Source organism: Actinorhabdospora filicis, assembly GCF_030269765.1.
GTDB lineage: Bacteria > Actinomycetota > Actinomycetes > Mycobacteriales > Micromonosporaceae > Actinorhabdospora > Actinorhabdospora filicis.
In genome coordinates this window covers 2,456,989-2,480,034 of sequence record NZ_BSTX01000001.1, presented here as the reverse complement: position 1 = coordinate 2,480,034, position 23,046 = coordinate 2,456,989, and the positions used below count along the sequence as shown (strand labels likewise).

The 23,046-nt window shown below is 73.4% G+C and carries 24 protein-coding genes; 11 read left to right on the top strand and 13 right to left on the bottom strand.

From position 1 onward, the window contains the following. The first annotated feature begins 77 nt into the window (after positions 1–77). Positions 78–932 (top strand): TrmH family RNA methyltransferase, encoded by an 855-nt coding sequence (locus QSK10_RS11645; RefSeq protein ID WP_285662662.1) that lies wholly within the window; start codon positions 78–80, stop codon positions 930–932. Positions 933–936: 4 nt separating this feature from the next. Here the strand turns inward: QSK10_RS11645 and QSK10_RS11640 are convergent, their stop codons facing one another. The 11 genes from QSK10_RS11640 to uraD are packed head-to-tail and all read right to left on the bottom strand — an operon-like array spanning position 937 to position 10,833. Continuing rightward, positions 937–1,512: a nucleotidyltransferase family protein gene (locus QSK10_RS11640; RefSeq protein WP_285662661.1), complete on the bottom strand. Its 576-nt coding sequence runs from the start codon at positions 1,510–1,512 to the stop codon at positions 937–939. Next, on the bottom strand, positions 1,499–1,816 hold the full coding sequence (locus QSK10_RS11635; RefSeq protein ID WP_285662660.1) for a hydroxyisourate hydrolase: 318 nt from the start codon (positions 1,814–1,816) through the stop codon (positions 1,499–1,501). The genes QSK10_RS11640 and QSK10_RS11635 overlap by 14 nt, the downstream gene beginning before the upstream one ends. Then, complete coding sequence (gene allB, locus QSK10_RS11630; RefSeq protein ID WP_285662659.1) at positions 1,813–3,123, bottom strand: allantoinase AllB; 1,311 nt, start codon at positions 3,121–3,123, stop codon at positions 1,813–1,815. The genes QSK10_RS11635 and allB overlap by 4 nt, the downstream gene beginning before the upstream one ends. Continuing rightward, positions 3,074–4,201: an XdhC family protein gene (locus QSK10_RS11625; protein WP_285662658.1), complete on the bottom strand. Its 1,128-nt coding sequence runs from the start codon at positions 4,199–4,201 to the stop codon at positions 3,074–3,076. Before QSK10_RS11625 ends, allB begins: the two co-directional genes overlap by 50 nt. Then, on the bottom strand, positions 4,201–6,468 hold the full coding sequence (gene pucD / locus QSK10_RS11620; protein ID WP_285662657.1) for a xanthine dehydrogenase subunit D: 2,268 nt from the start codon (positions 6,466–6,468) through the stop codon (positions 4,201–4,203). Before pucD ends, QSK10_RS11625 begins: the two co-directional genes overlap by 1 nt. Continuing rightward, the gene (locus QSK10_RS11615) at positions 6,465–7,805 is read right to left on the bottom strand and encodes an 8-oxoguanine deaminase (RefSeq protein WP_285662656.1); all 1,341 of its coding nucleotides are present in this window, start codon (positions 7,803–7,805) and stop codon (positions 6,465–6,467) included. Before QSK10_RS11615 ends, pucD begins: the two co-directional genes overlap by 4 nt. A gap of 1 nt (position 7,806) precedes the next feature. Then, the gene (locus QSK10_RS11610; protein WP_285662655.1) at positions 7,807–8,277 is read right to left on the bottom strand and encodes a (2Fe-2S)-binding protein; all 471 of its coding nucleotides are present in this window, start codon (positions 8,275–8,277) and stop codon (positions 7,807–7,809) included. Beyond that, complete coding sequence (locus QSK10_RS11605) at positions 8,277–9,149, bottom strand: FAD binding domain-containing protein (RefSeq protein WP_285662653.1); 873 nt, start codon at positions 9,147–9,149, stop codon at positions 8,277–8,279. The genes QSK10_RS11610 and QSK10_RS11605 overlap by 1 nt, the downstream gene beginning before the upstream one ends. Positions 9,150–9,155: 6 nt before the next feature. Next, positions 9,156–10,019: a factor-independent urate hydroxylase gene (gene pucL / locus QSK10_RS11600; RefSeq protein WP_285662652.1), complete on the bottom strand. Its 864-nt coding sequence runs from the start codon at positions 10,017–10,019 to the stop codon at positions 9,156–9,158. 2 nt (positions 10,020–10,021) lie between these two features. Continuing rightward, a complete protein-coding gene (gene uraH, locus QSK10_RS11595; RefSeq protein WP_285662651.1) occupies positions 10,022–10,354 on the bottom strand; it encodes a hydroxyisourate hydrolase in 333 nt (110 codons plus the stop codon). Then, a complete protein-coding gene (gene uraD, locus QSK10_RS11590; protein WP_285662650.1) occupies positions 10,351–10,833 on the bottom strand; it encodes a 2-oxo-4-hydroxy-4-carboxy-5-ureidoimidazoline decarboxylase in 483 nt (160 codons plus the stop codon). The genes uraH and uraD overlap by 4 nt, the downstream gene beginning before the upstream one ends. A 378-nt stretch (positions 10,834–11,211) precedes the next feature. Here uraD and QSK10_RS11585 point away from each other — a divergent pair, with 378 nt between their 5' ends. The 10 genes from QSK10_RS11585 to ltaE are packed head-to-tail and all read left to right on the top strand — an operon-like array spanning position 11,212 to position 21,967. After that, the gene (locus QSK10_RS11585; protein WP_285662649.1) at positions 11,212–11,817 is read left to right on the top strand and encodes an LOG family protein; all 606 of its coding nucleotides are present in this window, start codon (positions 11,212–11,214) and stop codon (positions 11,815–11,817) included. After that, on the top strand, positions 11,814–13,064 hold the full coding sequence (locus QSK10_RS11580; RefSeq protein ID WP_285662648.1) for a Zn-dependent hydrolase: 1,251 nt from the start codon (positions 11,814–11,816) through the stop codon (positions 13,062–13,064). Before QSK10_RS11585 ends, QSK10_RS11580 begins: the two co-directional genes overlap by 4 nt. 8 nt (positions 13,065–13,072) lie before the next feature. After that, positions 13,073–14,827: a non-ribosomal peptide synthetase gene (locus tag QSK10_RS11575; protein ID WP_285662647.1), complete on the top strand. Its 1,755-nt coding sequence runs from the start codon at positions 13,073–13,075 to the stop codon at positions 14,825–14,827. 10 nt (positions 14,828–14,837) lie between these two features. After that, complete coding sequence (locus QSK10_RS11570) at positions 14,838–15,218, top strand: nuclear transport factor 2 family protein (protein WP_285662646.1); 381 nt, start codon at positions 14,838–14,840, stop codon at positions 15,216–15,218. 16 nt (positions 15,219–15,234) lie between these two features. After that, a complete protein-coding gene (locus tag QSK10_RS11565; RefSeq protein ID WP_285662645.1) occupies positions 15,235–16,305 on the top strand; it encodes a branched-chain amino acid aminotransferase in 1,071 nt (356 codons plus the stop codon). Beyond that, on the top strand, positions 16,302–17,792 hold the full coding sequence (locus QSK10_RS11560) for a lyase family protein (protein ID WP_285662644.1): 1,491 nt from the start codon (positions 16,302–16,304) through the stop codon (positions 17,790–17,792). The genes QSK10_RS11565 and QSK10_RS11560 overlap by 4 nt, the downstream gene beginning before the upstream one ends. After that, positions 17,789–18,679 (top strand): GHMP family kinase ATP-binding protein, encoded by an 891-nt coding sequence (locus QSK10_RS11555; RefSeq protein WP_285662643.1) that lies wholly within the window; start codon positions 17,789–17,791, stop codon positions 18,677–18,679. The genes QSK10_RS11560 and QSK10_RS11555 overlap by 4 nt, the downstream gene beginning before the upstream one ends. Before the next feature lie 12 nt (positions 18,680–18,691). Further along, entirely contained in the window at positions 18,692–19,747 is a 1,056-nt protein-coding gene (locus QSK10_RS11550) for a cysteine synthase family protein (RefSeq protein WP_285662642.1), read from the top strand. After that, positions 19,725–20,933, top strand: a complete 1,209-nt coding sequence (locus tag QSK10_RS11545; RefSeq protein ID WP_285662641.1) for an ATP-grasp domain-containing protein — start codon at positions 19,725–19,727, stop codon at positions 20,931–20,933. Before QSK10_RS11550 ends, QSK10_RS11545 begins: the two co-directional genes overlap by 23 nt. Next, entirely contained in the window at positions 20,930–21,967 is a 1,038-nt protein-coding gene (gene ltaE / locus QSK10_RS11540) for a low-specificity L-threonine aldolase (RefSeq protein ID WP_285662640.1), read from the top strand. Before QSK10_RS11545 ends, ltaE begins: the two co-directional genes overlap by 4 nt. Here ltaE and QSK10_RS11535 read toward each other — a convergent pair. Next, complete coding sequence (locus tag QSK10_RS11535; RefSeq protein ID WP_285662639.1) at positions 21,964–22,386, bottom strand: hypothetical protein; 423 nt, start codon at positions 22,384–22,386, stop codon at positions 21,964–21,966. The two genes, ltaE and QSK10_RS11535, sit on opposite strands and share 4 nt — an antisense overlap. Next, complete coding sequence (locus tag QSK10_RS11530; RefSeq protein ID WP_285662638.1) at positions 22,373–23,023, bottom strand: hypothetical protein; 651 nt, start codon at positions 23,021–23,023, stop codon at positions 22,373–22,375. The genes QSK10_RS11535 and QSK10_RS11530 overlap by 14 nt, the downstream gene beginning before the upstream one ends. Between the last annotated feature and the right edge of the window lie 23 nt (positions 23,024–23,046).

Below are 23,046 nucleotides of genomic sequence, written 5' to 3'. Positions count from 1 at the left end.
CGCTCGGGTCGGGAGGGGAGACCGGCGATGGCGTGAGCCTAGCCGGGCGCCGTCCGCCGAGGTCATATAGTCGGGCGATGCGATCGCCCAAGGACACCTTCATCACCGTCTACGGCCGGATGCCGGTCCTGGAGGTGCTCCAGGACGCCGGACTCGACGTCGACAAGATCGTCGTCGCCCACGGCGGGCACGGCGACAGCCTCGACCGCATCCTCGACCTCGCCCGCCGCCGCGGCGTCCCCGTCGAACGCGCCACCGCCCAGCGCGTGAAGCTCCTGGCCGGGAACGGCAAGCACGACCAGGGGATCATCGCCGACGTCGTGGCCCCCCGCATGCGCGGCATCGCCGAGTTCGTCACCGAGACGCCCGAACGCGCCAGCGTCCTCGTCCTCGACGGCGTCAACAACCCCTCGAACGTCGGCATGATCATCCGCACCGCCACCGGCGCCGGGATGACCGCCATCGTGCTGCCCCACGTCGGCTCCCCCGGCGTCGACCCCCTCGTCGTGAAGGCCTCCGCCGGAGTCGCCTACCGCGCGGCGATCGTCCGGGCCCGCACCGGGGCCTCGGCGGTGGAGTCCCTGCGCGAGGCCGGGTACACGGTGTACGGGCTCTCCGGCGACGCGCCGCGCGGGCTGTACGCGAGCGAGTTCGCGCCGCGCGCGGCCTTCGTCCTCGGCAACGAGACCGAAGGACTGTCCCGCGAGACGTCGGCGCTGGTGGACGAGTGGGTGTCGATCCCCCTGGAAGGCGGCGTGGAGTCGCTGAACGTGGCCAGCGCGGCGGCGGTGCTGTGTTACGACCTGGTGCGGCGGCGCGGTGGGGCGCGGGTCGCGCCGCCGGAGCCGAAGGCGGAGCGGCCGCAGCCGGGCCGGACGCGGTCCGGGGGCGGCCCGGCGGCGGTGGTGGGGCGGCGGCCGAGGGCGCGATAGCCCCTCACCACCCCTCCGCTCCCTCCAGCCGCTCCAGGTCGGCGAGGGTGTCCAGGTCCCACGGGTCGGCCACGTCGCCGCACCACACGCGGGCCACTTCGCCCGCTCGCGCGCGCAGGTATTCGCGGGCGCCGACTTCGCCCTGCGCCGTGGCCGCGACGCCCGCGATGTGGTCGCGGCCGATGAGGACGGGGTGGCCGGGGCCGGAGGTGTAGAGGGCGGTGGCGAGGGTGGCCTCGGTGGTGATGAGGCGGCGGACGGCTTCGGGGCCGATCCAGGGCTGGTCGGCGAGGAGGACGACGACGTCGAGGGAGCCGGCCGCCTCCAGGCCGACGCGGAGGGAGGTGCCGATGCCGAGGGGCCAGTCGGGGTTGTGGACGCGGTGGCAGCCGGGGGGCGCCGGGACGGTGAGGTCGGCGCCGAGGACGAGGTAGACCGAGGCGCAGCCGGCGTCGGACAGGGCCGCGCAGGCGCGGGCGGCGAGGGTCTGGCCGTTGTGGACGATGCCCGCCTTGGGGCGGCCGAGGCGGGTGCCGGCGCCGGCGGCGAGGACGAGTCCGGCGGTCTCACGGGTTCTCATCGTGCACCAGGTGGAAGTGGGGCGCGACGAGGATGGTGACGCGCATGGCCGAGCAGCGCAGGGCGAGGATGATCTCGGTGTAGAAGCCGGTGAGGCCGAGGGGGGTGAAGTGCCGGTCGGTGTCCAGGACGCAGCGGTAGGCCGCGCCGGAGGGGACGTCCCACTGTTCGACGCGGCCGGTGCAGTCGGTGCGGGCGACGTCCACGGTGGACCAGCCCTCGCAGCCGCGGTGTTCCAGGCGCACCGGGAGGTCCTCGACGGGGAGGCCGTTGTGGGCGTCGAGGACGCGGAGGGACACGGTCATGTGGGGATCCTCGCTGGGGTCAGGAGGCGGCCCCGGCGGGCGCCGCTCACGGGAATGCCGGAGAGCCAGGTGGTGCGCACGGCTCCGGTGAGGCGGCGGCCGGTGTAGGGGCTGACGGGGTTGCGGTGGGCCAGGAGCAGCGGGTCCACACTGGACTCCGCGGTGGGGTCGAAGCGGACGAGGTCGGCGGGCGCGCCCACGGCGATGGCGCCGCGGTCGAGCCCGGCGAGGGCGGCGGGCGCGGCCGACATCCAGCCGACCACGTCGGACAGGGTGAAGCCGCGGGCGCGGGCGGCCGTCCACACCAGCGGGAGCCCGAGCTGGAGCGAGGAGATGCCGCCCCAGGCGGTCCCGAAGCTGCCGGTGAGCTTCAGGGAGGCCGTGGCGGGCGAATGGTCGGACACGACGCAGTCGATGACGCCGGAGGCCAGCCCGTCCCACAGCAGCGCGCGGTTGGCCGAGGAACGGATCGGCGGGCAGCACTTGAACTCGGTGCCGCCGTCGGGGACGGCGTCGGCGTCCAGGACGAGGAAGTGCGGGCAGGTCTCGGCGGTCACCGCCACGCCCCGGGCGCGCGCTGCGGCCAGCAGCGGCAGCGCGTCGGCGGAGGACAGGTGCAGGACGTGGACGCGCGCGCCGGTGCGCTCGGCCAGGGTGATGACGCGGGCGATCGCGTCGACCTCGGCGCGATCGGGCCGGGAGGCGAGGAAGTCGCGGTAGCGGGGCGAGTCGGGCGCGGGGCGCAGGTGGGCGGGGTCCTCGGCGTGGACGAGGAGAACGCTGCCGAGGCGGGCGATCTCGGCCATCACCGGCTCCGGGTCGGGCAGCGGCGGGAACTCCGGGACGCCGGAGTCGGCCAGGAAGCACTTGAAGCCGCGCACCCCGGCCTCGTGCAGGGGTGCCAGTGCGGCGAGGTTGCCGGGGATCGCGCCGCCCCAGAAGGCGACGTCGACGGCGCACTTGCCGGAGGCCGCCGCGCGTTTGGCGTCCAGCGCGGCGACGTCCACTGTGGGCGGAAGGGAGTTGAGGGGCATGTCCACGATCGTGGTCACGCCGCCCTTGGCGGCGGCGGTGGTGGCGGTGGCGAAGCCCTCCCAGTCGGTGCGGCCGGGCTCGTTGACGTGGACGTGGGTGTCGACCAGGCCGGGCAGTAGCGCGTCGTGGCCGAGGTCTTCGGTGTGCCGGGCGGGAACGCCGGCGTGGTAGGGCAGGACGGCGGCGACGCGGCCGTCCCTGACGCCGATCGCGGCGGGACGCTCACCTTCTGGCAGGATCGCCCGCCGGGAGCGCAGGAGCAGGTCGAGCATCGTGTTTCCTCCTCTCACTGTCGTGGATCGGCCCGGTGCCCCCGGTGAGGAAGCCACCGGTGCCGCCGCGGCGGACGGCGGTGACCTCGGCGAGGATCGACAGGGCCGTCTCATGTGGACTCCGGCCGCCCAGGTCGAGGCCGATGGGCGCGCGCAGGCGCGCGATCTCCTCCGGGGTCAGGCCCTCGTCGAGCAGCAGCCCGGTCCGGCGGGCGGCGCTGCGCCGGGAGCCGAGGGCGCCGACGAAGGCCAGCGGCGCGCGCAGGGCCAGCGCCAGCAGCGGGACGTCGAAGCGCGGCTCGTGGGTCAGCACGCACACGGCGGTGTCGGGGCCCGGCCGGGTGGCCGCGAAATGCCGGTGCGGCCAGTCCACGACGACCTCGACCCCGGCGGGGAAGCGGACGGGATCGGCGAACACCGGGCGCGGATCGCACACGGTGACGCGGTATCCCAGCGGCAGCGCCAGTTCGGCCAGCGCGGAGGCGAAGTCGACCGCGCCGTAGACCAGCAGGCGCGGCAGGGCCGGGAAGGACTCCACGAAGACCTCGGTGGGCGGCGCGCCGGCCCGCTCGAAGACGCGCAGGCCGCTGGTGCCGGCGGCGAGCATCCCGGCGGTCTCGGCGGCGATCCGGCGCTCCAGCACCGGATCCGGGAGCGCGCCGACCGGGACGAAAGAGCCCCGCACGGCGATGCCGTGCCCGGTCCAGGGACCCGACACGATCCGCGCCCACCCCACCGCGTCCCCCGCCGCCACGGCCGTGGCGACCGCCGCGAAGGCCGGATCGGCGGGCGAGACGCGCTGCACCAGCACGCGCATCGCGCCCTCGCAGCTGAGCCCGACGGCGAACACGTCGTCCGGGGTGTACCCGAAGTCCACGATGGACGGCGGCCCGCCCGCCAGGGCCAGGCCGCACAGCCGGTGCACCTCCGCCTCGACGCAACCGCCCGAGACCGCGCCCAGGACGCCGGAGCCGGAGCGCGCCAGCGCGGTCCCGGCGCCCCGGGGCGTGTTGCCCCGGGTGCCGATGACCGTCGCCAGCGCCACCGGCCCGGACAGGTACGGCAGGAGCTCGCGCATCACACGCCCACCAGGTCCCACGGGCGCACCGGGACCCGCGTCACGGGCCGTCCGGTGGCCGCCCGGATCGCCGCCACCACCGCGGGTGTCGACGACAGGGTCGGTGGTTCCCCGACGCCGCGCAGGCCGTAGGGCGCGCGGGGATCGGCGTTCTCCAGGATCTCCATGCGCATCGGCGGCATGTCCAGGGAAGTGGGGATGAGGTAGTCGGTGAAGTCGGGATTGCGGATCACGCCCTCGCCGACCTGGATCTCCTCCATCAGCGCCAGCCCGAGGCCCTGGGCGCTGCCGCCGTGGATCTGGCCCTCGATGGACTGCCGGTTGATGATCTTCCCGACGTCCTGGACGGCGGCCAGCTCGACCACCTTCACCAGGCCCAGCTCGACGTCGACGTCCACCACGGCCCGGTGGACGCAGAAGGCGAACTGCGTGTGCGAGTCGCCCTGCCCGGTCTGCGGGTCCAAAGAGGACGTCTTGTGGTGATGGAACTCGCGGGTCTCCTCCAGGACGATGTCGCCGAGCACCTCGGCGATGGTGGCGATGACACCGTCCCGGCGGGAGACGACCTTCCCGCCGACCAGGGAGACGTCGGCGGAAACCCTTGATCCCAGTCGCGCCAGCAGCTGCTCGCGCACCGCCTCGCAGGCGACCTTCACCGCGCCGCCGGTCATGTAGCTCTGCCGGGACGCCGAGGTCGACCCCGCCGAGCCGACGGTGGTGTCCGGCGTGGCGAGCACGACCCGGTCCACGCCCAGTTCGGTGCGCGCGATCTGGGCCTGGATGGTGATGCCGCCCTGCCCGACCTCGGCGGCGGCGGTGTGCACGAGCGCGGTCGGCTCACCGTCCACGACGGACAGTTGTACCCGTGCCGTGGAGTAGTCGTCGTAGCCCTCGGAGAAGCAGATGTTCTTGATGCCGACGGCGTATCCGGTGCCGCGTACGACTCCCTCGCCGCGCGTCACGTTCGCCACGCCGCCGGGCAGGTCGGTGGGCTCGGTGCCCGAGGGCGGGGGTTCGGGCAGTTCCCGGGCGCGGTAGAGCATCTGGGCCAGCGGCGCCGGGGCGTCGATGCGCTGCCCGGTGATGATGCGCGAACCCTGCCGGACGGCGTTGATCGCGCGGACCTCGACCGGGTCCAGCCCGACGCGTTCGGCGATCTTGTCCATCTGCGACTCGTAGGCGAAGCAGGTCTGCACCGCCCCGAACCCGCGCATCGCCCCGCAGGGCGGATTGTTGGTGCGCACGCCGAAGGCGTCGATCTGGGCGTGCGCGACCTCGTAGGGCCCGACCGCCATGGAGGCGGCGTTGCCGACCACGGCGTTGGTGGAGGAGGTGTAGGCGCCGCCGTCGAGGAGGATCTCGGCCTTGACGTAGACCAGCTTCCCGGCCGAGGTCGCGCCGTGCTCGTAGCGCATCCGCGCCGGGTGCCGGTGGACGTGCCCGACGAAGGACTCCGCCCGGTTCAGCACCATCCGCACCGGCCGCCCGGTGCGCAGGGCCAGCATCGCCGCGTGCACCTGGACCGAGAGGTCCTCGCGCGCGCCGAAGGCGCCGCCGACACCGGCGAGGGTGACCAGCACCTTGTCGACGGGCAGCCCGAGGCAGGGCGCGATCTGGTCGCGGTCGGTGTGCAGGGCCTGGGTGGCCACCCGCACCTCGATGCCGTCCCCGGTGGGCAGTGCCAGCGCGGCCTCGGGACCCAGTGGCGCCTGGTCCTGCATGCCGACCTCGTACTCGCCGATCACGACCACCTCGGCGTGCATCCGGTCGGGATCGCCGAGGCGGACCGGCTGGTAGCGCACGAGATTGCCGTCGGGGTGGACGCGGGGCGCGCCCGGGTCGAAGGCCGCCCGGCGCGGATCGGTGAGCGCTTCGAGGGGTTCGTAGCCGACCTTGATGAGGGCGACCGCCGCGCGGGCGGTGTCCTCGTCCTCGGCGGCCACGATCGCCACCGGCTCGCCCCAGTAGCGGACCTCGCCGACGGCGAGGACGGGCTGGTCGGCCACGTCCAGGCCGTAGAACTTCGCGCCCGGGACGTCCTCGTGGGTCAGCACGGCCCGCACGCCCGGCAGGGCCAGGGCCTCGGCGACGTCCACCGCGGTGATGCGGGCGCAGGCGTGCGGGGACCGCACGGTCGCGCCGTGCAGCATGTCCGGCGCGGTCAGGTCGGAGGCGTAGTCGAAGGCGCCGGTGACCTTCAGGCGGCCGTCGGGACGCGGGGCGCTGTCGCCGACCCCGCCGCCCTCGTGGGCGAGCAGGCCGGTCATCGCAGCCTCCGGGACGCGTGCGCGAGATTGGACGCGAGGGTGACCGGGTCGGCGGTGCGCAGCTCGCCGCCGGACACCACCGCCTCGCCCTGCACCAGCAGCAGCTCCACCGGCGCGGGCGGGCCGATGACCAGCGCGGCCACCGGGTCGTCGATGCCGGCGTGGCCCAGGCCGTCCAGCCGCCACAGGGCGATGTCGGCGAGCTTGCCCGGCTCCAGGGAACCGATCTCGTCCTGGCGGCCCAGGCACTGCGCGCCGCCCATGGTGCCCAGGTAGAGGGCCTCGCGGGTGTTCAGCGCGTCGGGTCCGTTCTGGAGGCGCGCCAGGTACAGCGCCTGCCGCAGCTCCTCGACCATCAGCCCCGACTCCTGCGAGGCCGCGCCGTCCACGCCGAGCCCGACGCCCGCGCCCGCGTCCAGCAGCGCCCGCACCGGCGCGATGCCCGCGCCCAGACGGCCGTTGGAGCTGGGGCAGTGCGCGATCGAGGTGCCCGAGGCGGCCAGCAGCTTGATGACGTCATCGCCGAGGTGGACGCCGTGGGCGAGCCACACGTCCTCACCCAGCCAGTCGAGCCGGTCGAGGTACTCCACCGGGCCGCAGCCGTGGACGCCCTGGCAGAAGGTGTCCTCGTCGCGGGTCTCGGCGATGTGGGTGTGCAGGCGGACGCCGCTGGCGCGCGCGAGGTTCGCCGAGGCGGCCAGCAGCTCGGTGGACACCGAGAACGGCGAGCACGGGGCGACCGCGACGCGCAGCATCGACTCCGGTGAGGGGTCGTGGAAGCGGGCGATGGCCTCGACGGTGGCGTCCAGGATCGCGTCGAGGTCCTCCACGGCCTCGTCGGGGGGCAGGCCGCCAGCGGACTGGCCGCGGTCCATCGAACCCCGGCAGGGGTGGAAGCGCAGGCCGATCTCGCGGGCCGCCTCGACGGTGGCGCCCAGGGCGTCCACGCCGCGCGGGAAGAGGTAGTGGTGGTCGGAGCTGGTGGTGCAGCCCGACAGCGCCAGCCACGCCAGCCCGGCGGCGGCCGCGTCATGGGTGACCTGCTCGTCCAGTTGTGTCCACAGTGGATACAGCTCGCGCAGCCAGCCGAACAGCGTGGCGTCGGTCGCCAGGCCCCGGGTGGCCCACTGGTAGAGGTGGTGGTGGGTGTTCACCAGGCCCGGCGTGGCCAGGCAACCGGTGCCGTCCACGCGCGGGACGCCCGGGTGCTCCGGCGCGGGACCCGGTCCCACGGCGGCGATCCGGGTGCCGTCCACGACGATGTGGCCGCGGCCGTACTCGGCCCGGTCGGGCGCGACCGTGGCGATCGCGCAATTCTCGATGATCAGCGTGGGCATCTCATGCTCCCGGCGGTCGCGACGCGGCCAGCCGCGCCGCTTCGACGATCTTCTGGTAGCCGGTGCACCGGCAGAGGTTCCCGGCGATCCGCTCGCGCACGACGTCCTCGCCCGGGTCGGGGTCCTCGTCGAGCAGCTCGCCCAGGCTCATCAGCAGCCCCGGCGTGCAGAAACCGCACTGGACGGCCCCGGCGCGCAGGAAGCACGCCTGCGTCGCCGACAGCCGGTCCTCACCCGCCAGGCCCTCGACCGTGCGGATGTCGGCGCCCTCGGCCTGCCCGGCCGGAACCAGGCACGCGCACACCGCCCGCCCGTCCATCCGGACCGTGCAGGACCCGCACTCGCCCTGCTCGCAGGCGTTCTTGGCGCCGGTGAGCCCGAGCCGGGCGCGGAGGAGGTGGAGGAGGTTCTCGTGCACCCGCACGCCCTCGGCGGTGCGGGGCTCGCCATTGACGGTCAGCGTGACGTTCATCAGCGCCAGCCCTTCAGGAAATCCGTCCAGCACCACCGCAGCGCCCGGTAGGCCAGCACGCCCAGCGCGTGCCGCCGGTACGCCGCCGTGGAGCGGATGTCGTCGATCGGGTCGGCCGCGGTGACCACCAGCTCGGCGAAGCGGCGGTGGACCACGTCCGGCAGGGGACGCCGCTTCTCCCAGTAGTCGCCGTCGGCGAGTTCGGCGTCGAGGTAGCGTTCGGCCGCGCCCGCGATGACGGGAGTCGGTGCGGCGGAGCCGATGCCGGTCCCGACGCGCTGCTCGTCGGCGTGCAGGGCGAGGGCGAAGGAGCCGACGGCGATGACCATGGCGTTGCGGGCGCCCACTTTCGCGAACTCCTGGGGCGCGGTGGCCTTGGGGATCAGCACGCCCTTGATGAGCTCGTCGGGGGCCAGCATCGAGCGGCGCGGGCCGAGGTAGAACTCGCGCGCGGGCAGCAGGCGCTCACCGCGGACGGACTCGACCTCGATGGTCGCGCGGGTCGCCAGCAGCGCCGGATGGCAGTCACCGGCGGGAGAGGCGGTGCCGAGGTTGCCGCCGATGGTCCCGCGGTTGCGGATCTGCGGCGAGCCCACCCCGCGCGAGGCGCGGGCCAGGGCCGGGGCGTGCTCGGCGAGGTCCCGCACCATCGCGGTGTAGGTCATGGCCGGGCCGACGCGGATCCACGCCGAGCGGTCCGACCACTCCGCCAGCCCGGGGACGGCCGACAGGTCCAGCAGTGCGGCGGGCCGGTGCCCGGCGAGGTTCATCCGCACCATCAGGTCGGTGCCGCCGGAGACGGGGACCGCCTCGGGGTGCGCGGCCCGCAGCGCCAGGGCCTCGCCCCAGCTTCGGGGCCGCAGGTGTGCCATGGCCGTCTACCACCAGGCCGCGTCGGCGCCGACGGCGCCTTCGCGCATCAGGGCGCCCTCGATGAGCCCGTAGGGCTGCTCGGTGGCGACGAAGACGGAGTTCGGGTTGTCCAGCCCGAACGGGGACAGGTCGACGGCGATGTGGTGCTGGTTGGGCAGCGCCAGGCGGATCTCGGCGATCGCCGGGCACGCCGCCAGGGCCTTCTCGCCCATCGCGTACAGGGTCTGCTGCAGCGAGCGGGAGTAGGTCTCGGTGAACGCGGTGACCAGCGCGGCGCGGATCTTGCCGTGCCAGGCGTCCCAGTCGCCGCGGGTGCCCTCATAGCGCCACCCGGCCGAGACCGAGGTTGCCAGGATCCGGTCGCCGGCCTCGGGCAGGGTCGTGTACTCGTCGCGCGGGAAGTCCTTGAACTCCGAGCCCGTCGAGTTCAGCAGCCGCAGGCCCGTCAGACCGCCCACGACCCACGTCTTGCCCGCGTCGTGGGTGACCGTGACGGTGCGCAGCTCGCCCTCGGAACGCACGAACGAGTGCTGCGGGGTGATGCGGTCCCAGTGGTGGCGGCTGATGCCGATGCGGGCCCGCTTCACCGTCTCATGCGCACGGACGAAATGCCGGGCGAGCAGTAAGGCGAAGTCCTCGATGCGCTGGACGCCGTGCTGCCTGGCGAAGGCGTAGACGGTGTTCTTCTGGCTGTCGGTCGGCAGGACCCCGGCGTTGGCGCCGGTCAGGTAGGTCTCCTCGAACTCACCGGTGAGGGTGACGTCCACGTCCAGGTCGGTCAGCTCATGGCGGTCCCCGTCGCGGGTGACGTGCACCAGCCGGATCGCGCGCTTGCCGTACTGGTGGTGCTGGAGCAGGCTGTCGGTCATCGTCAGCTTCCTTGATAGGTGGAATAGGCGAAGGGACTCAGCAACAGCGGCACGTGCAGATTCACCGCCGGGTCGGTGACCAGGAAGGACACCGCGATCTCGGGGTAGATCGTGTTGACGCCCAGGGCGCCGAAGTAGACGCCGGAGTGGAACTCCAGCCGGAACAGGCCGGTCCCGCTGACGGAGCCGCCCCACTCGCGGATGCGGCCGTCGCCGTCGGTGCGCGCGGAGGCCACCTGCCGCCAGTCGCCCTTGTCCTGGTGGGACAGGAGGACCAGCATCCCGGTGACGGGGCGGCCGCGGGTGGAGTCGAGTACGTGCGTGGAGATGCTCACGGCGTCATCAGTCCTTCCAGACGCAGCAAGGTGATGTCGGTCAGTTCGGCGCGGACGACGGCCAGCTCGGCGGCGTCGTCGTTGCCCAGGCGCGACCGCAGCGCGGCGAGGATCTCGCTCGCGTCGCGGCCGGCCGCGCGGATGAGGAAGACATGCCCGAAGCGCTCCTCATAGGCCCGGTTGGCGGCGGAGAGTTCGTCACTCGGGAGGACCCGGGACTGCTCCCGCCGCGAACGGGAGTCATGGGGATCGGAGCCGGTGGGCGGCTCGCCGATGCGGGGGTGCCGGTTGACGGCGGCGAGGAACTCGTCGTCGGGCAGGTCGTCCAGGACCTCGGCCGAGTGGGCGAGCAGCGCTGCGGCGGTGCCGTACGGCCGTCCCTTCTCCACGAAGTCCGCCCACAGTGGAGAGCGGCAGCAGTCGAAGAGGAGAGTCCGGCAGGCGGTCGCGGACAGGGCGTCGAATTCGGCCGGGGTCATCGTCCTAACCCCAGATCGTCTCGTCGCAGGTCGGCTCGTCGCACGGGCCCAGCTCGGTGCAGGAGAGAACGAAGGCGGTGACGGAGGCGGTGGCGACGAGAGCGTTCATTTTCGGTTCTCCATTTCGGTTCTCGCCCGGCCCCCGGTTTTCGGTGGCTCCCTTGGCGATGGACACACTCAATCGCCGGCGCCTCTCGTCTCACTTCTCTCTCGCTTATCGCCGAAGGGCCTCCACCTGCCCTTTCGGGCGATAGCGAGGCGATAGAGATCCATCTCGCGCCATCGCGCGACAGGGCCGCGATACCCGCCGGATAGGCGGCGGCTATTGACTTCCGGGCACGCCCAACAAGCCGGGCGGGACGCTAAGGAAGGAATGCGATGACGACGATGACGGCGCCGACGCGCTCGTCGCCGGGGCGGCCCTCGGGAACATCGATCGCGGTGTTCTGCGGCGCGCGCCCCGGCACACCCGAGGCCGTGGCAGCCGCCCGCGAGATCGGCGAACTGATCGGGACCGGCGGCCACCGCCTCGTCTACGGAGGCGGCGGATGCGGCCTCATGGGCGAGCTCGCCTGGTCCGCCTGGGAGAACGGCGCGGAGATCCTCGGGGTGACCCCCCGGTTCCTGCACGAGCGCGAGCGGCACGTGGCCGCCCCGCCCCAGACCGTCCGCATCACCGACACCATGGCCGAACGGAAGAGGGTGATGCTCGACGAGTCCGCCGCCTTCATCGCGCTGGCCGGCGGGTACGGGACCCTCGACGAGGTTCTGGACGTCATCGGCCTCACCTATCTCGCCGTCCACCACAAGCCGCTGGTCCTCCTGCAGGCCGACGGCGAATGGGACGGGCTGGTGGAGGTCCTGGAGTCCCTCGTCGGGAGCGGCTACGCCGATCCCCTGCCCACCGGCCTGTTCACCGTGGCCGGCACCCCCGAGCACGCCATGAAGTACGCGCTCGAACCCTGCCCGGCGGTGACCCCGTGAGCCACACGCCATTACGCGAACGCGCCGTCCAGATCGACGGCATGCGGCTGCTCAAGACGATCGGCGAGCTCGCCGAGTTCGGCGCCGACAGCCAGGGCGGAGTGTCCCGGGAGGCCTTCACCCCCGCCGATGACGCCGCCCGCGAGTACCTGTCGCGCCGGGCGCGGGAGGCGGGGCTGCACCCGCGCGTCGACCAGGCCGGGAACCTGATCGTGCGGATCGGGCCGGAGCCCGACGGGCGGCCGCAGCTGATGATCGGCTCGCACCTGGACTCGGTCACCAACGGCGGGCGGCTCGACGGCGCCTACGGCGTCGTGGCCGCGCTGGAGACCCTCACCGTCTTCGCCGAGTCCGGTGTGGACAGCCGCTTCGAGCCGGTGATGGTGGCCTTCACCAACGAAGAGGGATCTCTATTCCCGCAACCCTTCTGGGGCTCGATGGCGATAGCGGGGACCCTGGCCGACCCCGAACTGGCGATAGATCGCGCCGGAGAATCCATCCGCGAACCCCTTGCGCGGGCGGGCGGGGACCTCGACACCATCGACGAGGCCGCCTGGGCGCCCGGATCCATCGCCGCCTACCTGGAACTGCACATCGAGCAGGGCCCGGTGCTGGAGCGGCGGGGCTTCCCGATCGGCGTCGTGGACGCCATCGTGGGCCGCACCATCTTCGAGATCACCGTCTCCGGGCGCCGCAACCACGCCGGGACCACCCCGATGCCGGACCGGCAGGACGCCCTGGTCGCGTCCTCACGCCTCGTCCTGGCCGTCGAGGAGGTCTCCAAGCAGCGCAAACTCTGCTCGGTCTCCACCGTCGGCCTGCTCGACGTGGAGGCCGGACTCACCAACGTGGTCCCCGGGCGGTGCCACCTGTCGGTGGAGATCCGCGACACCCGCACCGAGGCGCTCCAGAAGGCCGAGCAGGCCATCGTGGACGCCGTCGCGGCCATCGGCGAGGAGACGGGCACCTCCGTCGAGGTCGAGGTGACCATGCGCTCCCAGCCCGTCCACGCCGACCCGTGGCTGAAGGCCGCCATCGCCGAGACCGCCGACCGCATGGAACTGCCGCACATGACGCTGTCCAGCGGCGCCGGGCACGACGCGCAGATCATCGGCGGCGTCGCGCCCATGGGGATGATCTTCGTTCCCAGCGAGCACGGCATCAGCCACGCGCCCGAAGAGCACACCGACGACGTGTATCTCGTCGCCGGAGCCGACGTCCTGGCCGCCACGGCCGCCAACCTGTAGGAGCAGCCATGACCGCCGAAAGCGTCCCGGACCGCTTCGCCCGCCAGGCCCGCCTTCACCCGAACGCGCCCGCGATCACCGGCGAGGGCCGCACCTGGACCTACGCCGAGGCCGAGGCGCACGCCAACCGGCTCGCGCACTGGCTGCTGGACCACGGCGTCCGGCCCGGCGACCGGGTCGGGCTGCGCGCGCGGCGGTCGGCGCGGACCGTGCTGGCGATGCTGGGCGTGCTGCGCGCGGGCGCGGCCTACGTGCCGCTGGAGGCCGACGTCCCCGCCGAGCGCCTGAACCAGATCGTCGGGGAGTGCGGGCCCTCGCTCGTGCTCAGCGACGGCATGGGCCTCCCGGGCCGCTCGGTGTGGACGTTCCCCGGCACCGCCGGGTACCCGGCCGCGATCCCGCCGGTGACGGTGGATCCCGGGGACGTCATGTACATCCCGTACACCTCGGGCTCGACCGGCCGTCCGAAGGGGACGGTCGTGCCGCACCGGGCGGTGGCCGGGTTCTTCGACGGCGCCGACTACGCCGCCTGGGGACCGGGATCGGTGGCGCTGCACCACTCGGCGCTGTCCTGGGACGGGCACGTGCTCGACATCTACCCGGCCCTGCTGACCGGCGGGCACGTCATCGTCCACGATGGACCGGCGTCCGACCCCGCGCGGACCGTGTCCAACGCGGTCGCCTCGGGCGTCACCGTCCTGTGGCTGACCGCCCAGGCGTTCAACACGGTGGTCAACGACGATCCGGCCCGGCTGGCCGGGCTGCGGTACCTGATGATCGGCGGGGAGACCGTCTCCCCGCCGCACATCGCGGCCGCGCTGGACGCCGTCCCCGGGCTGCGGATCGTCAACGGCTACGGGCCCTCCGAGTGCACCGTCTTCACGACCGCGCACCCGATCGCGCTCACCGACCTGGCGGGGCCGATCCCGATCGGCCGCCCGATCGGCGACCGGCGCGTCCATGTCATCGGCGCCTCCGGCGAGGCCGATACGGGCGAGCTGTGCGTGGGCGGTCCCGCCGTCGCGCACGGCTACCTGGACCGGCCCCGCCTGACCGCCGAGAAGTTCGTGCCGGATCCCTTCGGGGAGCCCGGATCGCGCATGTACCGCAGCGGCGACGCCGTCGTGGTGCGGCCCGACGGCGTCCTCGACTTCAAGGGACGCGACGACGGGCAGATCAAGCTGCGCGGGGTGCGCATCGAGCTCGGTGAGATCGAGCGCGCCCTGAGCGGCCACCCCGAGATCGTGGACGCCGCCGTGGCGGTGGACCGCTCCCGGCCGGGCGCCGAGCGCCTGGTCGGCTACCTCGTCACCCGGGGCGAGTTGCCCACCGGGATCGCCGCGTTCCTCGGCGAGCGGCTTCCGGCCGCGATGATCCCGCCGGTCTACGTCCGGCTGGACGCGCTGCCGCTGACCCGCAACGGAAAACTCGACCGGGCCGCGCTCGTGCCCCCGTCCGCGCAGGACGACTACGAGGCTCCGGTCACCCCCGCCGAGAAGGAGCTGGCCGCGATCTGGGCGGAGCTCCTGGGCGTGCCCGAGGTGGGCCGCCGCGACGACTTCCTCGCCCTCGGCGGCAACTCCATGCACGCCACGCGTCTCGTCAACCGCCTCCGCGACCGGCTCGGCGTGAGCCTGCCGCTCCCGGAGATCTACCGCCACAGCGTGCTGGCCGACCTGGCCGCCCGCATCGACGAGACCCGGCCGACCAACGCCGCGCCGGCCATCCGCCCGCGCGCCCGACGACTCATCACGACCCGGTAGGTGAACCACCATGACCGCAGCCGTCTCCACCCCCTCTCAAGCGATGAACGAGCGCGTCCGCCGCTACTACGACCTCGTGGACGCCGATGACGTCCCCGGCCTGATCGCGCTGTTCGCGACCGACGCCGTCTACCACCGGCCCGGCTACGCGCCGCTGGTCGGGCACGGTGACCTGAACCGCTTCTACACCGCCGATCGCGTCATCGTCTCCGGGCGGCACACGGTCACCTCGCTGGTCACCGGCGAGCACGAGGTCGCCGTGATGGGCGAGTTCGCCGGGGTCCTCAAGGACGGCCGCGAGGTCGCCCTGCGGTTCGCCGACTTCTTCACCCTCGACGAGCGGCTGCTGTTCGCCCGCCGCGACACCTACTTCTTCGCCCCGCTCGTCTAGCGGAAGGAGTCTCGCCATGTCCGCACCAACCGCCGTGCGCCCGGTCGCCGCCGGACCCGGTTTCGGGCGCGCCTTCACCGCGCACACGGTCAGCATGACCTGGACGCGGGAGACCGGGTGGACGCCGCCGGTCACCGAGCCGTACGGGCCGCTGCTGATAGACCCCGCCATGGTGGGACTCCACTATGGACAGGTCGTCTTCGAGGGCCTGAAGGCCTATCGCCGCCCCGACGGGACGGTCGCGGTGTTCCGCCCGGGCGACAACGCCCGGCGGTTCGCCGCCTCGGCGCGCCGCCTGGCGATGCCGGAACTGCCGGTGGAGCGCTTCCTGGCCGCCGTCGACCAGTACCTGCGCGCCGACGGCGACGCGGTCCCCGCGGAACCCGGGCAGAGCCTGTACCTGCGGCCGATCATGTTCGCCACCGACGCCGACCTGGCGCTCAAGCCCGCCGAGAACTACCGGTTCATCCTGCTGGGCTTCGCCACCGAGACCTTCTTCGACCCTTCGCTCCCGGCGGTGTCGGTGTGGGCCGGGGACCGCTACGTGCGGGCCGCGCCCGGCGGCACCGGCGAGGCCAAGTGCGCCGGGAACTACGCCGGCGCGCTGATCGCGCAGGTGGAGGCGGCCGAGCACGGCTGCCAGCAGGTCCTGTGGCTGGACTCGAAGGAGCGCCGGTGGGTGGAGGAGATGGGCGGGATGAACGTCTTCTTCGGCTACGGCGGCTCTGGTGACTTCACGCTGGTCACCCCGCCGCTGACCGGGACGCTGCTGCCGGGCCTGACCCGGGCCTCGGTGCTGACCCTGGCCGCCGACCTCGGTTATCGCGTCGAGGAGCGCCCACTGTCCATCGAGGACCTGCGGGCCGACTGCGAGTCCGGCGCGATCACCGAGGGCTTCGCCTGCGGGACCGCGGCCGTCATCGTCCCGATCGGGACCGTGAAGCGGCCCGGCGGCTCCTGGGTGGTCGGCACCGGCTCTTCCGGGCCGGTCACCACCGCCCTGCGGGAGCGGCTGACCGCCGTCCAGTACGGCCGCCACCCCGACGTCCACGGGTGGATGCGCCCGGTGACCGGAGGGCCGAAATGACGGCCGCACCGCTGACCGGGCGCCTGGCCGCCGTGCCCGACCGGCTGCTGCACGAGGAGGTACTGGCGCCGCAGTTCCGTTACGAGATGGCGCATCTGCGGCGCTGGTACCTGCACATCGAGAAGATCCTGGTCTGCGAGTACCGGCGGCTCGGGGTCATCGGTGCCGACGAGGCCGCCGCCCTCGGGGCGGCACTGCAATCGGTCGCGGAGGCCGACCTCGTCCCCGATCTCGCCGAGAACCTCGCCGACCCGGCCTTCGCCATCGAGCGCCGGGTCGAGGCGGCCCTGACCGTCCCGGTCCCGGCCTGGCACGTCGACCGCAGCCGCAACGACCTCCAGGCCACCGCGCAGGTGATGGCCGCCCGCGACTGGGTCACGTCCTCAGTGGACGAACTGCTGGACACCGCCGCGGTGGTCGCCGAGACCGCCGCGCGGCTGGCCTGGACGCCGATGCCGGGGCAGACGCAGCTCCAGGCCGCGCAGACCAGCTCTCCCGGTTTCCACCTGGCCGCCCTCGGCGACCAGATACTGCGGACCGCGCGGCGGCTGCTGGCCACCCACGACGACATGAACCTGTGTCCCCTGGGCGCCGGTGCCCTCACCGGCCAGGAGCTGGCCTTCGACCGCGACCGGATGGCGCGCCTGGGCGGGTTCGCCGGGCGGCAGCCGCACGCGCTGGTCTCGGTGGCGTCGCGGTCCTGGGCCCTGGCCTTCAGCGCCGACGTCTCGGTCTTCGGGGTCACCCTGAGCCGCTTCGCCACCGACCTGATGGCCTGGGGCGGCGGGGACGCCGGGTACCTGCGGCTGCCCGACGAGCTGTCGGGCATCTCCTCGGCGATGCCGCAGAAGCGCAACTACCCGGTGCTGGAACGGATCCGGGGCCGCACGGCGCACCTGTCCTCGGCCTACTTCGACGTGGCCCTCGCCCAGCGCAACACGCCCTACAGCAACATGATCGAGGTCTCCAAGGAGTCCACGGCCGGTATCCGGTCCATGGTGGACACCCTGACGTCGGTGCTGCGTTTGTTGCGGGCGGTGCTGTCCGGCATGACCATCGACGCCGAGCGCGCCCGCGAGGCCGTGGAGAGCGAGTACCTGGGCGGCTTCACCCTCGCCAACCAGCTCACCCTGCGCGGCGGGGTGCCCTGGCGGCGGGCGCAGGTCATCGCCGGGCGCTACGTCACCGCCGCGCTCAACCGCGGGCTGCCCCCGGCCGCGGTCGACCCGGGCCTGCTGGCCGGGATCGCCGAGGCCGCCGGGCATCCCATCGCCGACCCGGTGACGCCGCTGACGCGCGCGTTCGGCGGGGACGGGCTCACCGCGAAGGTCACGCCGGGCGCGGCCCACCCGGACGCGGTGGCCGCGATGCTGGACGCGCAGGCCGGCGACGCGGCCCGCCTGCGCGAGGACTGCCGGCTCCGCCGCGCGGCCGTGGTGTCCGCGCTGTCCGAAGTGGACGCGCTGCTCGGGGTGGGTGCGCCATGACGCGTCCCGTCGTCACCGCCGCCCCTTTCGTGACGGCGACCGCCACGGCCGGCGGCACCTTCGGCGAGCTGCTCCAGGGCGCGCTGCCCGACGGGCGCGACTTCCTGGTCACCCTGCCCATCACCCGCTCGGCGACCGCGCTGCTGACCCTCGACCCCTCCGCCGACGGGCTCACCGTGTTCCCCGCGTCGCGCACCAAGTCGCGCACGCTCGTCGAGCGGGCGCTGGACCGGCGCGGCCTGCCGTCCGGCGGCGTGCTGCGCTTGTCCGGCGATCTGCCCGTGGGCAAGGGATTCGCCAGCTCCTCGGCCGACCTGGTGGCCACCGCCCGCGCGCTCGGGCGGGCCCTGGGCGAATCCCTCGGCCCGGCGGCGATAGCGGCGATGCTGCGCGACATCGAACCCACCGACGGGGTCATGTACGACGGCGCGGTCGCCTTCTACCACCGCGAAGTACGGCTGCGGGAGGTCCTCGGGCCGCTGCCGCCGACCACGATCGTGGCCGTGGACGAGGGCGGCGAGGTCGACACCATCGCCTTCAACCGCGTCGCCAAGCCCTTCACCCGCACCGAACGCCGCCGCTTCGCCCACCTGCTGCGCGTGGCCGGGTCCGCCATCCGCAACGGCGACGCCCGCGCGATCGGCGCGGTGGCCACCGAAAGCGCCCTGCTCAACCAGCAGCTGCGACCCAAACGGACCCTGGACGCCATGATCGGCGTGTGCGCCGAGATCGGCGGTGTCGGGGTGGCCGTGGCCCACTCCGGCACCACCGTCGGCGTCCTCGTCCCCGACGACGATCCCTCCTACATGGACAAGGTCCGCGAGGCGCTGGAAGCCTGCCGCGACCTCGGCGACGACGTCGCCGTCTACCACACCAACTCCGGCTGAGAAGGGAAGGCCATGCCGTACTCCGACATGCTCGCCGCCATCGGCGGGACCCCACTGGTCCGGTTGCGCGTCGACTCCGCCCCGGGCGTCGAGGTCTACGCGAAGCTGGAACTGGCCAACCCCTTCGCGATGAAGGACCGGGTGGCCCGCCACGTCATCACCTCCGCCCTCGCCGACGGCGGCCTCACCCCCGGCGCGCCGATCGTGGAGAGCTCCTCGGGCACCATGGCCCTCGGGATCGCCCTGGTGGGCACCTATCTCGGCCACCCCGTGCACATCGTCACCGACCCCCGCATCGACCCGATCACGCTGGCCAAACTGCGCGCCCTCGACTGCGAGGTGCACATCGTGGAGGCCATGACCGGGCAGGGCTGGCAGTCGGCGCGCCTGGAACTGCTGGACCGGCTCATGGCGACCCTGCCGGGCGCGTTCTGGCCGCGCCAGTACTCCAACCCGCGCAACCCCGAGTCCTACGCGAGCCTGGCCACCGAACTCGTCGAGGACCTCGGCCGCGTGGACGTGATGGTCGGCGCGGTCGGCTCCGGCGGCTCGCTCTGCGGCTCCACCCGCGCGCTGCGGGCGCTTCAGCCGTCGGTGCGGGCGGTGGCCGTCGACTGCTGCGGCAGCGTCCTGTTCGGACAGCCCGACGACCCGCGCCGCAGGCAGAGCGGACTCGGCAACAGCCTCCTGCCGCCGAACCTGGACCACTCGGTGCTCGACGAGATCCACTGGCTCAACGACCGCGAGGCCTTCGAGGGCGCCGCGCGGCTGGCCCGCGAGCAGAAGATCTTCGGCGGCAACACCTCCGGCTCGGTCTACACCGTCCTGAAGCACGTGGCACTGCACGCCGAGCCCGGCTCGCGCGTCGTCGGCATCTTCCCCGACCGCGGCGACCGCTATGTCGAAACCGTCCACTCGCCGGAGTACCGCGAGTCCCTTGTGGAGCTGCCCCTGTCGGCCGAACCGGCGCACGTGGCCTACGAGACGCCGGTGTCGAGCTGGTCCTGGGCGCGCCTGCCCGCCGTGACGCGGAAGGAGCCGGGCGATGTCCTCGCTGCTGTTCGTTGAATCCAACACCACCGGCACCGGCATGATCGCGCTGACCAGGGCCCGCGCCCTCGGGTACGAGCCGATCCTGGTGACCGCCGATCCCTCGCGCTACCGCGGGCTCGCCGAGACCGGGGCGGGCGTCCTGGTGCGCGACACCGCGTCCGCCGCCGACATCGCCGCCGCGCTCGACCCCTCGTCCCTGGCCGGGGTGACCACCACCAGCGAGTACTACCTGCCGGTGGTCGCCGAACTGGCCGAGAAGTTCGCGCTGCCCGGCAATCCACCGGCGGCGATGCGGGCCGCGCGCGACAAGGCCGCCGTGCGGGATCTGCTCGCCCGCGCCGAGGTCGGCCAGCCGTCCTTCGCCGTCGTGGACGGCCTTTCCGGCCTGGACGCCGCCCTCGCCACCGTCGGCCTGCCCTGCGTGGTCAAGCCGGTGGACGAGTCGGGCTCCCTCGGCGTCCGGCTCTGCGCCTCCCGCGAAGAGGCCGCCGAGCAGGTGGAGGTGCTGCTTGCGGTGCGCGTCAACGTGCGCGGGCTGCCGCGGGCGCGCAGCGTCCTGCTGGAGGAGTACGTCACCGGGCGCGAGTTCAGCGTCGAGCTCTTCGGCGGGTCGTGCATCGGCGTCACCCAGAAGAGCGTCGGCGGCGCCCCCTGGTTCGTGGAGACCGGGCACGTCTTCCCCGCGCCCCTGCCCGATCCCGTCACCGCGTCCCTTGTGGACACCGCCCGGCGCGCGGTCGCCGCCGTCGGGATCACCATGGGGCCCACCCACACCGAGATCCGGCTCGGCGCGCGCGGTCCCGCCGTCATCGAGATCAACGGCCGCCTCGCCGGCGGCATGATCCCCGAGCTGATCCGCCTCGCCACCGGCGTCGACCTGCTGGAGCAGCAGATCCGCGCCGCCGCCGGGCTCCCCGTCGACCTGACCGGCGGCGCCACCGGCCGCGCGGGCATCGCGTTCCTCACCGTCCCCGCCCCCGGCGTCCTCACCGGCGTCGCCGGAGTCGAAGCGGCCCGCGCGATCCCCGGCGTCCACGCCGTCACCGTGACCGCCGCGCCCGGCGCGTCCGTGCGCCCACCCCGCGACGCCTACGACCGCCTCGGCCACGTGATCGCCGTCGGCACCTGCGACCGCGCCGTCCGCGACAGCCTCAACGCCGCCCGCGAGACCATCCGCCTCAGCCTTGGAGACCAGCCGTGATCGAACTCCGCTCCGACACCTTCACCCTGCCGACCGAGGCGATGCTCGACGCGATGCGCCACGCCGCCCTCGGCGACGACGTGTACGGCGAGGACCCCACCGTCAACCGCCTCGAAGACCGCGCGGCGGAGCTGCTGGGCAAGGAGTCCGGGCTGTTCCTGCCGTCCGGGACCATGGCGAACCTGACCGCGCTGCTGGCCTGGACCCCCCGCGGCGGGCGCATCATCGTCGGCGACGAGTCCGACATCTACTGCTACGAGGCCGGTGGCGCCTCCGTCGTCGGCGGCGCCGTCTACCACCCCGTCCGCACCCAGGCCGACGGCACACTGTCCCTTGCGGACCTGGAAGTGCCCTTCGAGGACGACCCCGAGGACCCCCAGTTCGCCGTCCCCGCCCTCCTCTGCCTGGAGAACACCCACAACCGCTGCGGCGGCATCCCCCTCCCCCTGCCCTACCTCGACGAGATCCGCCGCTTCGCCGACGCCAAGGGCATCGCCCTCCACATGGACGGCGCCCGCGTCTTCAACGCCGCCGCCGCCCTCGACGTCCCCGTCGCCACCGTCGTCGCCGCGGCCGACACCGTCCAGTTCTGCCTCTCGAAAGGACTCGGCGCCCCCATCGGCTCCATGCTCGTCGGCCCCCGCGACGTGATCGCCCGCGCCCGCCGCCTGCGCAAAATGCTCGGCGGCGGCATGCGCCAGGCCGGCCTCATCGCCGCCGCCGGACTCGTCGCCCTGGAGGAATCCCCCGCCCGCCTGCACGAAGACCACGCGAACGCCCGCCGCCTGGCGGCCGGGCTGTCGAGCGTGGAGGGACTGAAGGTGCATCCCGTGCACACCAACATCGTGTTCTTCGAGGTCCTGGACCCGGAGTACCCGTGGCGCCGCCTCGTCGCGGAAGCGGCGGCGGTCGGGGTCGGGATCGCCGAGCTCGGGCACGGCAGGATCCGGGCGGTGACGCACTGCGGCGTGACGGCGGGGGATGTGGAGGTGGCGGTGGAGAGGCTGGCGGGGGTGGTGGGGGTTCGCGGCTAGACCTCGGCCGAGGCCAGCTCGTAGACGTGCGAGAAGTACTCGTGGAACGCGGCCTCATCGAGGTTCTCGGGCGACATCAGGGCGTAGGCCAGGATGAACATCATCTGGAGGACGTCCCCGAAGTCGTAGGGCTGGAGTAGCTCTTCACCCTCCAGCAGCGACCGGAGGACGTGCTCGGCGAGGGTCGTGTCGATGGCCTCGGCACCGTGGGGGTACCGCTCGTGCAGGCTCTCGGCGTAGGCGCGGAGTTCCTCGATGGGGGTGCCTTCGGGGAACTTGCGCTCGGCGGCGACGACGACAGCGGCGGCTATGAGCATGTAGACCGCCTTCGCGCCCAGCTTGTCCACCAGGCCCGGTGTCGGTTCGGCGCGATGGGTGATCGAGTCGCGGATGAGGGTCTCGGCGTCAGCCCGGTTCATTGCGTCTCCTCCACTCGGTGACCTTGTCGATCGCCACCTTGGTCTTCTGTGCCGCCCCGGCCGCGAAGAAGGCCGCGGCCAGCACGCCCATGGCGACCATATCGGTCGAGGCCGCCGGCCGGTCGGGGGCGCGAATGACCGGCCCGGTGGGATTCCCGGTCGTGGTGGCGGTGGTTCCGGCGCCGCCGAAGCGGTCGTCGAGGATCTTGAAGGCCGCCTGACGGCTCCGCTCGACCTCTTTGGCGGCGTCGCCGAGGTCGCCCGCCTTCTCGACGAGGGTGCGGCCGATCCGCCGCAGGCGGCCGGCGGAGTCCGCGCGCCGCGCGAGTGTCTCCCCCGTCGGCCGCGCGATATCGGCGTTCCGCCGCCCGCTCCCCGGGCTCAGTACCTCCAGGTACCCCGCCAGCGCCTCGTCCGCCGCCACCAGCTTCGCCAGCAGCGCGCCGACGTCCCCGTGCGCTCGCCGCCACAGCCCGAGTCCCGCCAGCGCGTCCTCGTGCGCCGACGCCCCTAGCGCCGTCTCCGCCTTCGCGACCGCGTCGGCCGTCTCGTCCGACGCGGTCGCCGCTAACGCGATCGCGGTTTGGATCGCTCCTCTGACCGCGATGAGCCGGGTGATGACCTCCCCGAGTGCCATGGCGCGAACCTACCGTCCCGGTA

Excerpts from the sequence above, each read along its gene's own strand:
- QSK10_RS11645 (WP_285662662.1), top strand. The coding sequence starts at position 78 with ATGCGATCGCCCAAGGACACCTTCATCACCGTCTACGGCCGGATGCCG.
- QSK10_RS11640 (WP_285662661.1), bottom strand. The coding sequence starts at position 1,512 with ATGAGAACCCGTGAGACCGCCGGACTCGTCCTCGCCGCCGGCGCCGGC.
- QSK10_RS11635 (WP_285662660.1), bottom strand. The coding sequence starts at position 1,816 with ATGACCGTGTCCCTCCGCGTCCTCGACGCCCACAACGGCCTCCCCGTC.
- allB (WP_285662659.1), bottom strand. The coding sequence starts at position 3,123 with ATGCTCGACCTGCTCCTGCGCTCCCGGCGGGCGATCCTGCCAGAAGGT.
- QSK10_RS11625 (WP_285662658.1), bottom strand. The coding sequence starts at position 4,201 with ATGCGCGAGCTCCTGCCGTACCTGTCCGGGCCGGTGGCGCTGGCGACG.
- pucD (WP_285662657.1), bottom strand. The coding sequence starts at position 6,468 with ATGACCGGCCTGCTCGCCCACGAGGGCGGCGGGGTCGGCGACAGCGCC.
- QSK10_RS11615 (WP_285662656.1), bottom strand. The coding sequence starts at position 7,805 with ATGCCCACGCTGATCATCGAGAATTGCGCGATCGCCACGGTCGCGCCC.
- QSK10_RS11610 (WP_285662655.1), bottom strand. The coding sequence starts at position 8,277 with ATGAACGTCACGCTGACCGTCAATGGCGAGCCCCGCACCGCCGAGGGC.
- QSK10_RS11605 (WP_285662653.1), bottom strand. The coding sequence starts at position 9,149 with ATGGCACACCTGCGGCCCCGAAGCTGGGGCGAGGCCCTGGCGCTGCGG.
- pucL (WP_285662652.1), bottom strand. The coding sequence starts at position 10,019 with ATGACCGACAGCCTGCTCCAGCACCACCAGTACGGCAAGCGCGCGATC.
- uraD (WP_285662650.1), bottom strand. The coding sequence starts at position 10,833 with ATGACCCCGGCCGAATTCGACGCCCTGTCCGCGACCGCCTGCCGGACT.
- QSK10_RS11585 (WP_285662649.1), top strand. The coding sequence starts at position 11,212 with ATGACGACGATGACGGCGCCGACGCGCTCGTCGCCGGGGCGGCCCTCG.
- QSK10_RS11575 (WP_285662647.1), top strand. The coding sequence starts at position 13,073 with ATGACCGCCGAAAGCGTCCCGGACCGCTTCGCCCGCCAGGCCCGCCTT.
- QSK10_RS11570 (WP_285662646.1), top strand. The coding sequence starts at position 14,838 with ATGACCGCAGCCGTCTCCACCCCCTCTCAAGCGATGAACGAGCGCGTC.
- QSK10_RS11565 (WP_285662645.1), top strand. The coding sequence starts at position 15,235 with ATGTCCGCACCAACCGCCGTGCGCCCGGTCGCCGCCGGACCCGGTTTC.
- QSK10_RS11560 (WP_285662644.1), top strand. The coding sequence starts at position 16,302 with ATGACGGCCGCACCGCTGACCGGGCGCCTGGCCGCCGTGCCCGACCGG.
- QSK10_RS11555 (WP_285662643.1), top strand. The coding sequence starts at position 17,789 with ATGACGCGTCCCGTCGTCACCGCCGCCCCTTTCGTGACGGCGACCGCC.
- QSK10_RS11550 (WP_285662642.1), top strand. The coding sequence starts at position 18,692 with ATGCCGTACTCCGACATGCTCGCCGCCATCGGCGGGACCCCACTGGTC.
- QSK10_RS11545 (WP_285662641.1), top strand. The coding sequence starts at position 19,725 with ATGTCCTCGCTGCTGTTCGTTGAATCCAACACCACCGGCACCGGCATG.
- QSK10_RS11535 (WP_285662639.1), bottom strand. The coding sequence starts at position 22,386 with ATGAACCGGGCTGACGCCGAGACCCTCATCCGCGACTCGATCACCCAT.
- QSK10_RS11530 (WP_285662638.1), bottom strand. The coding sequence starts at position 23,023 with ATGGCACTCGGGGAGGTCATCACCCGGCTCATCGCGGTCAGAGGAGCG.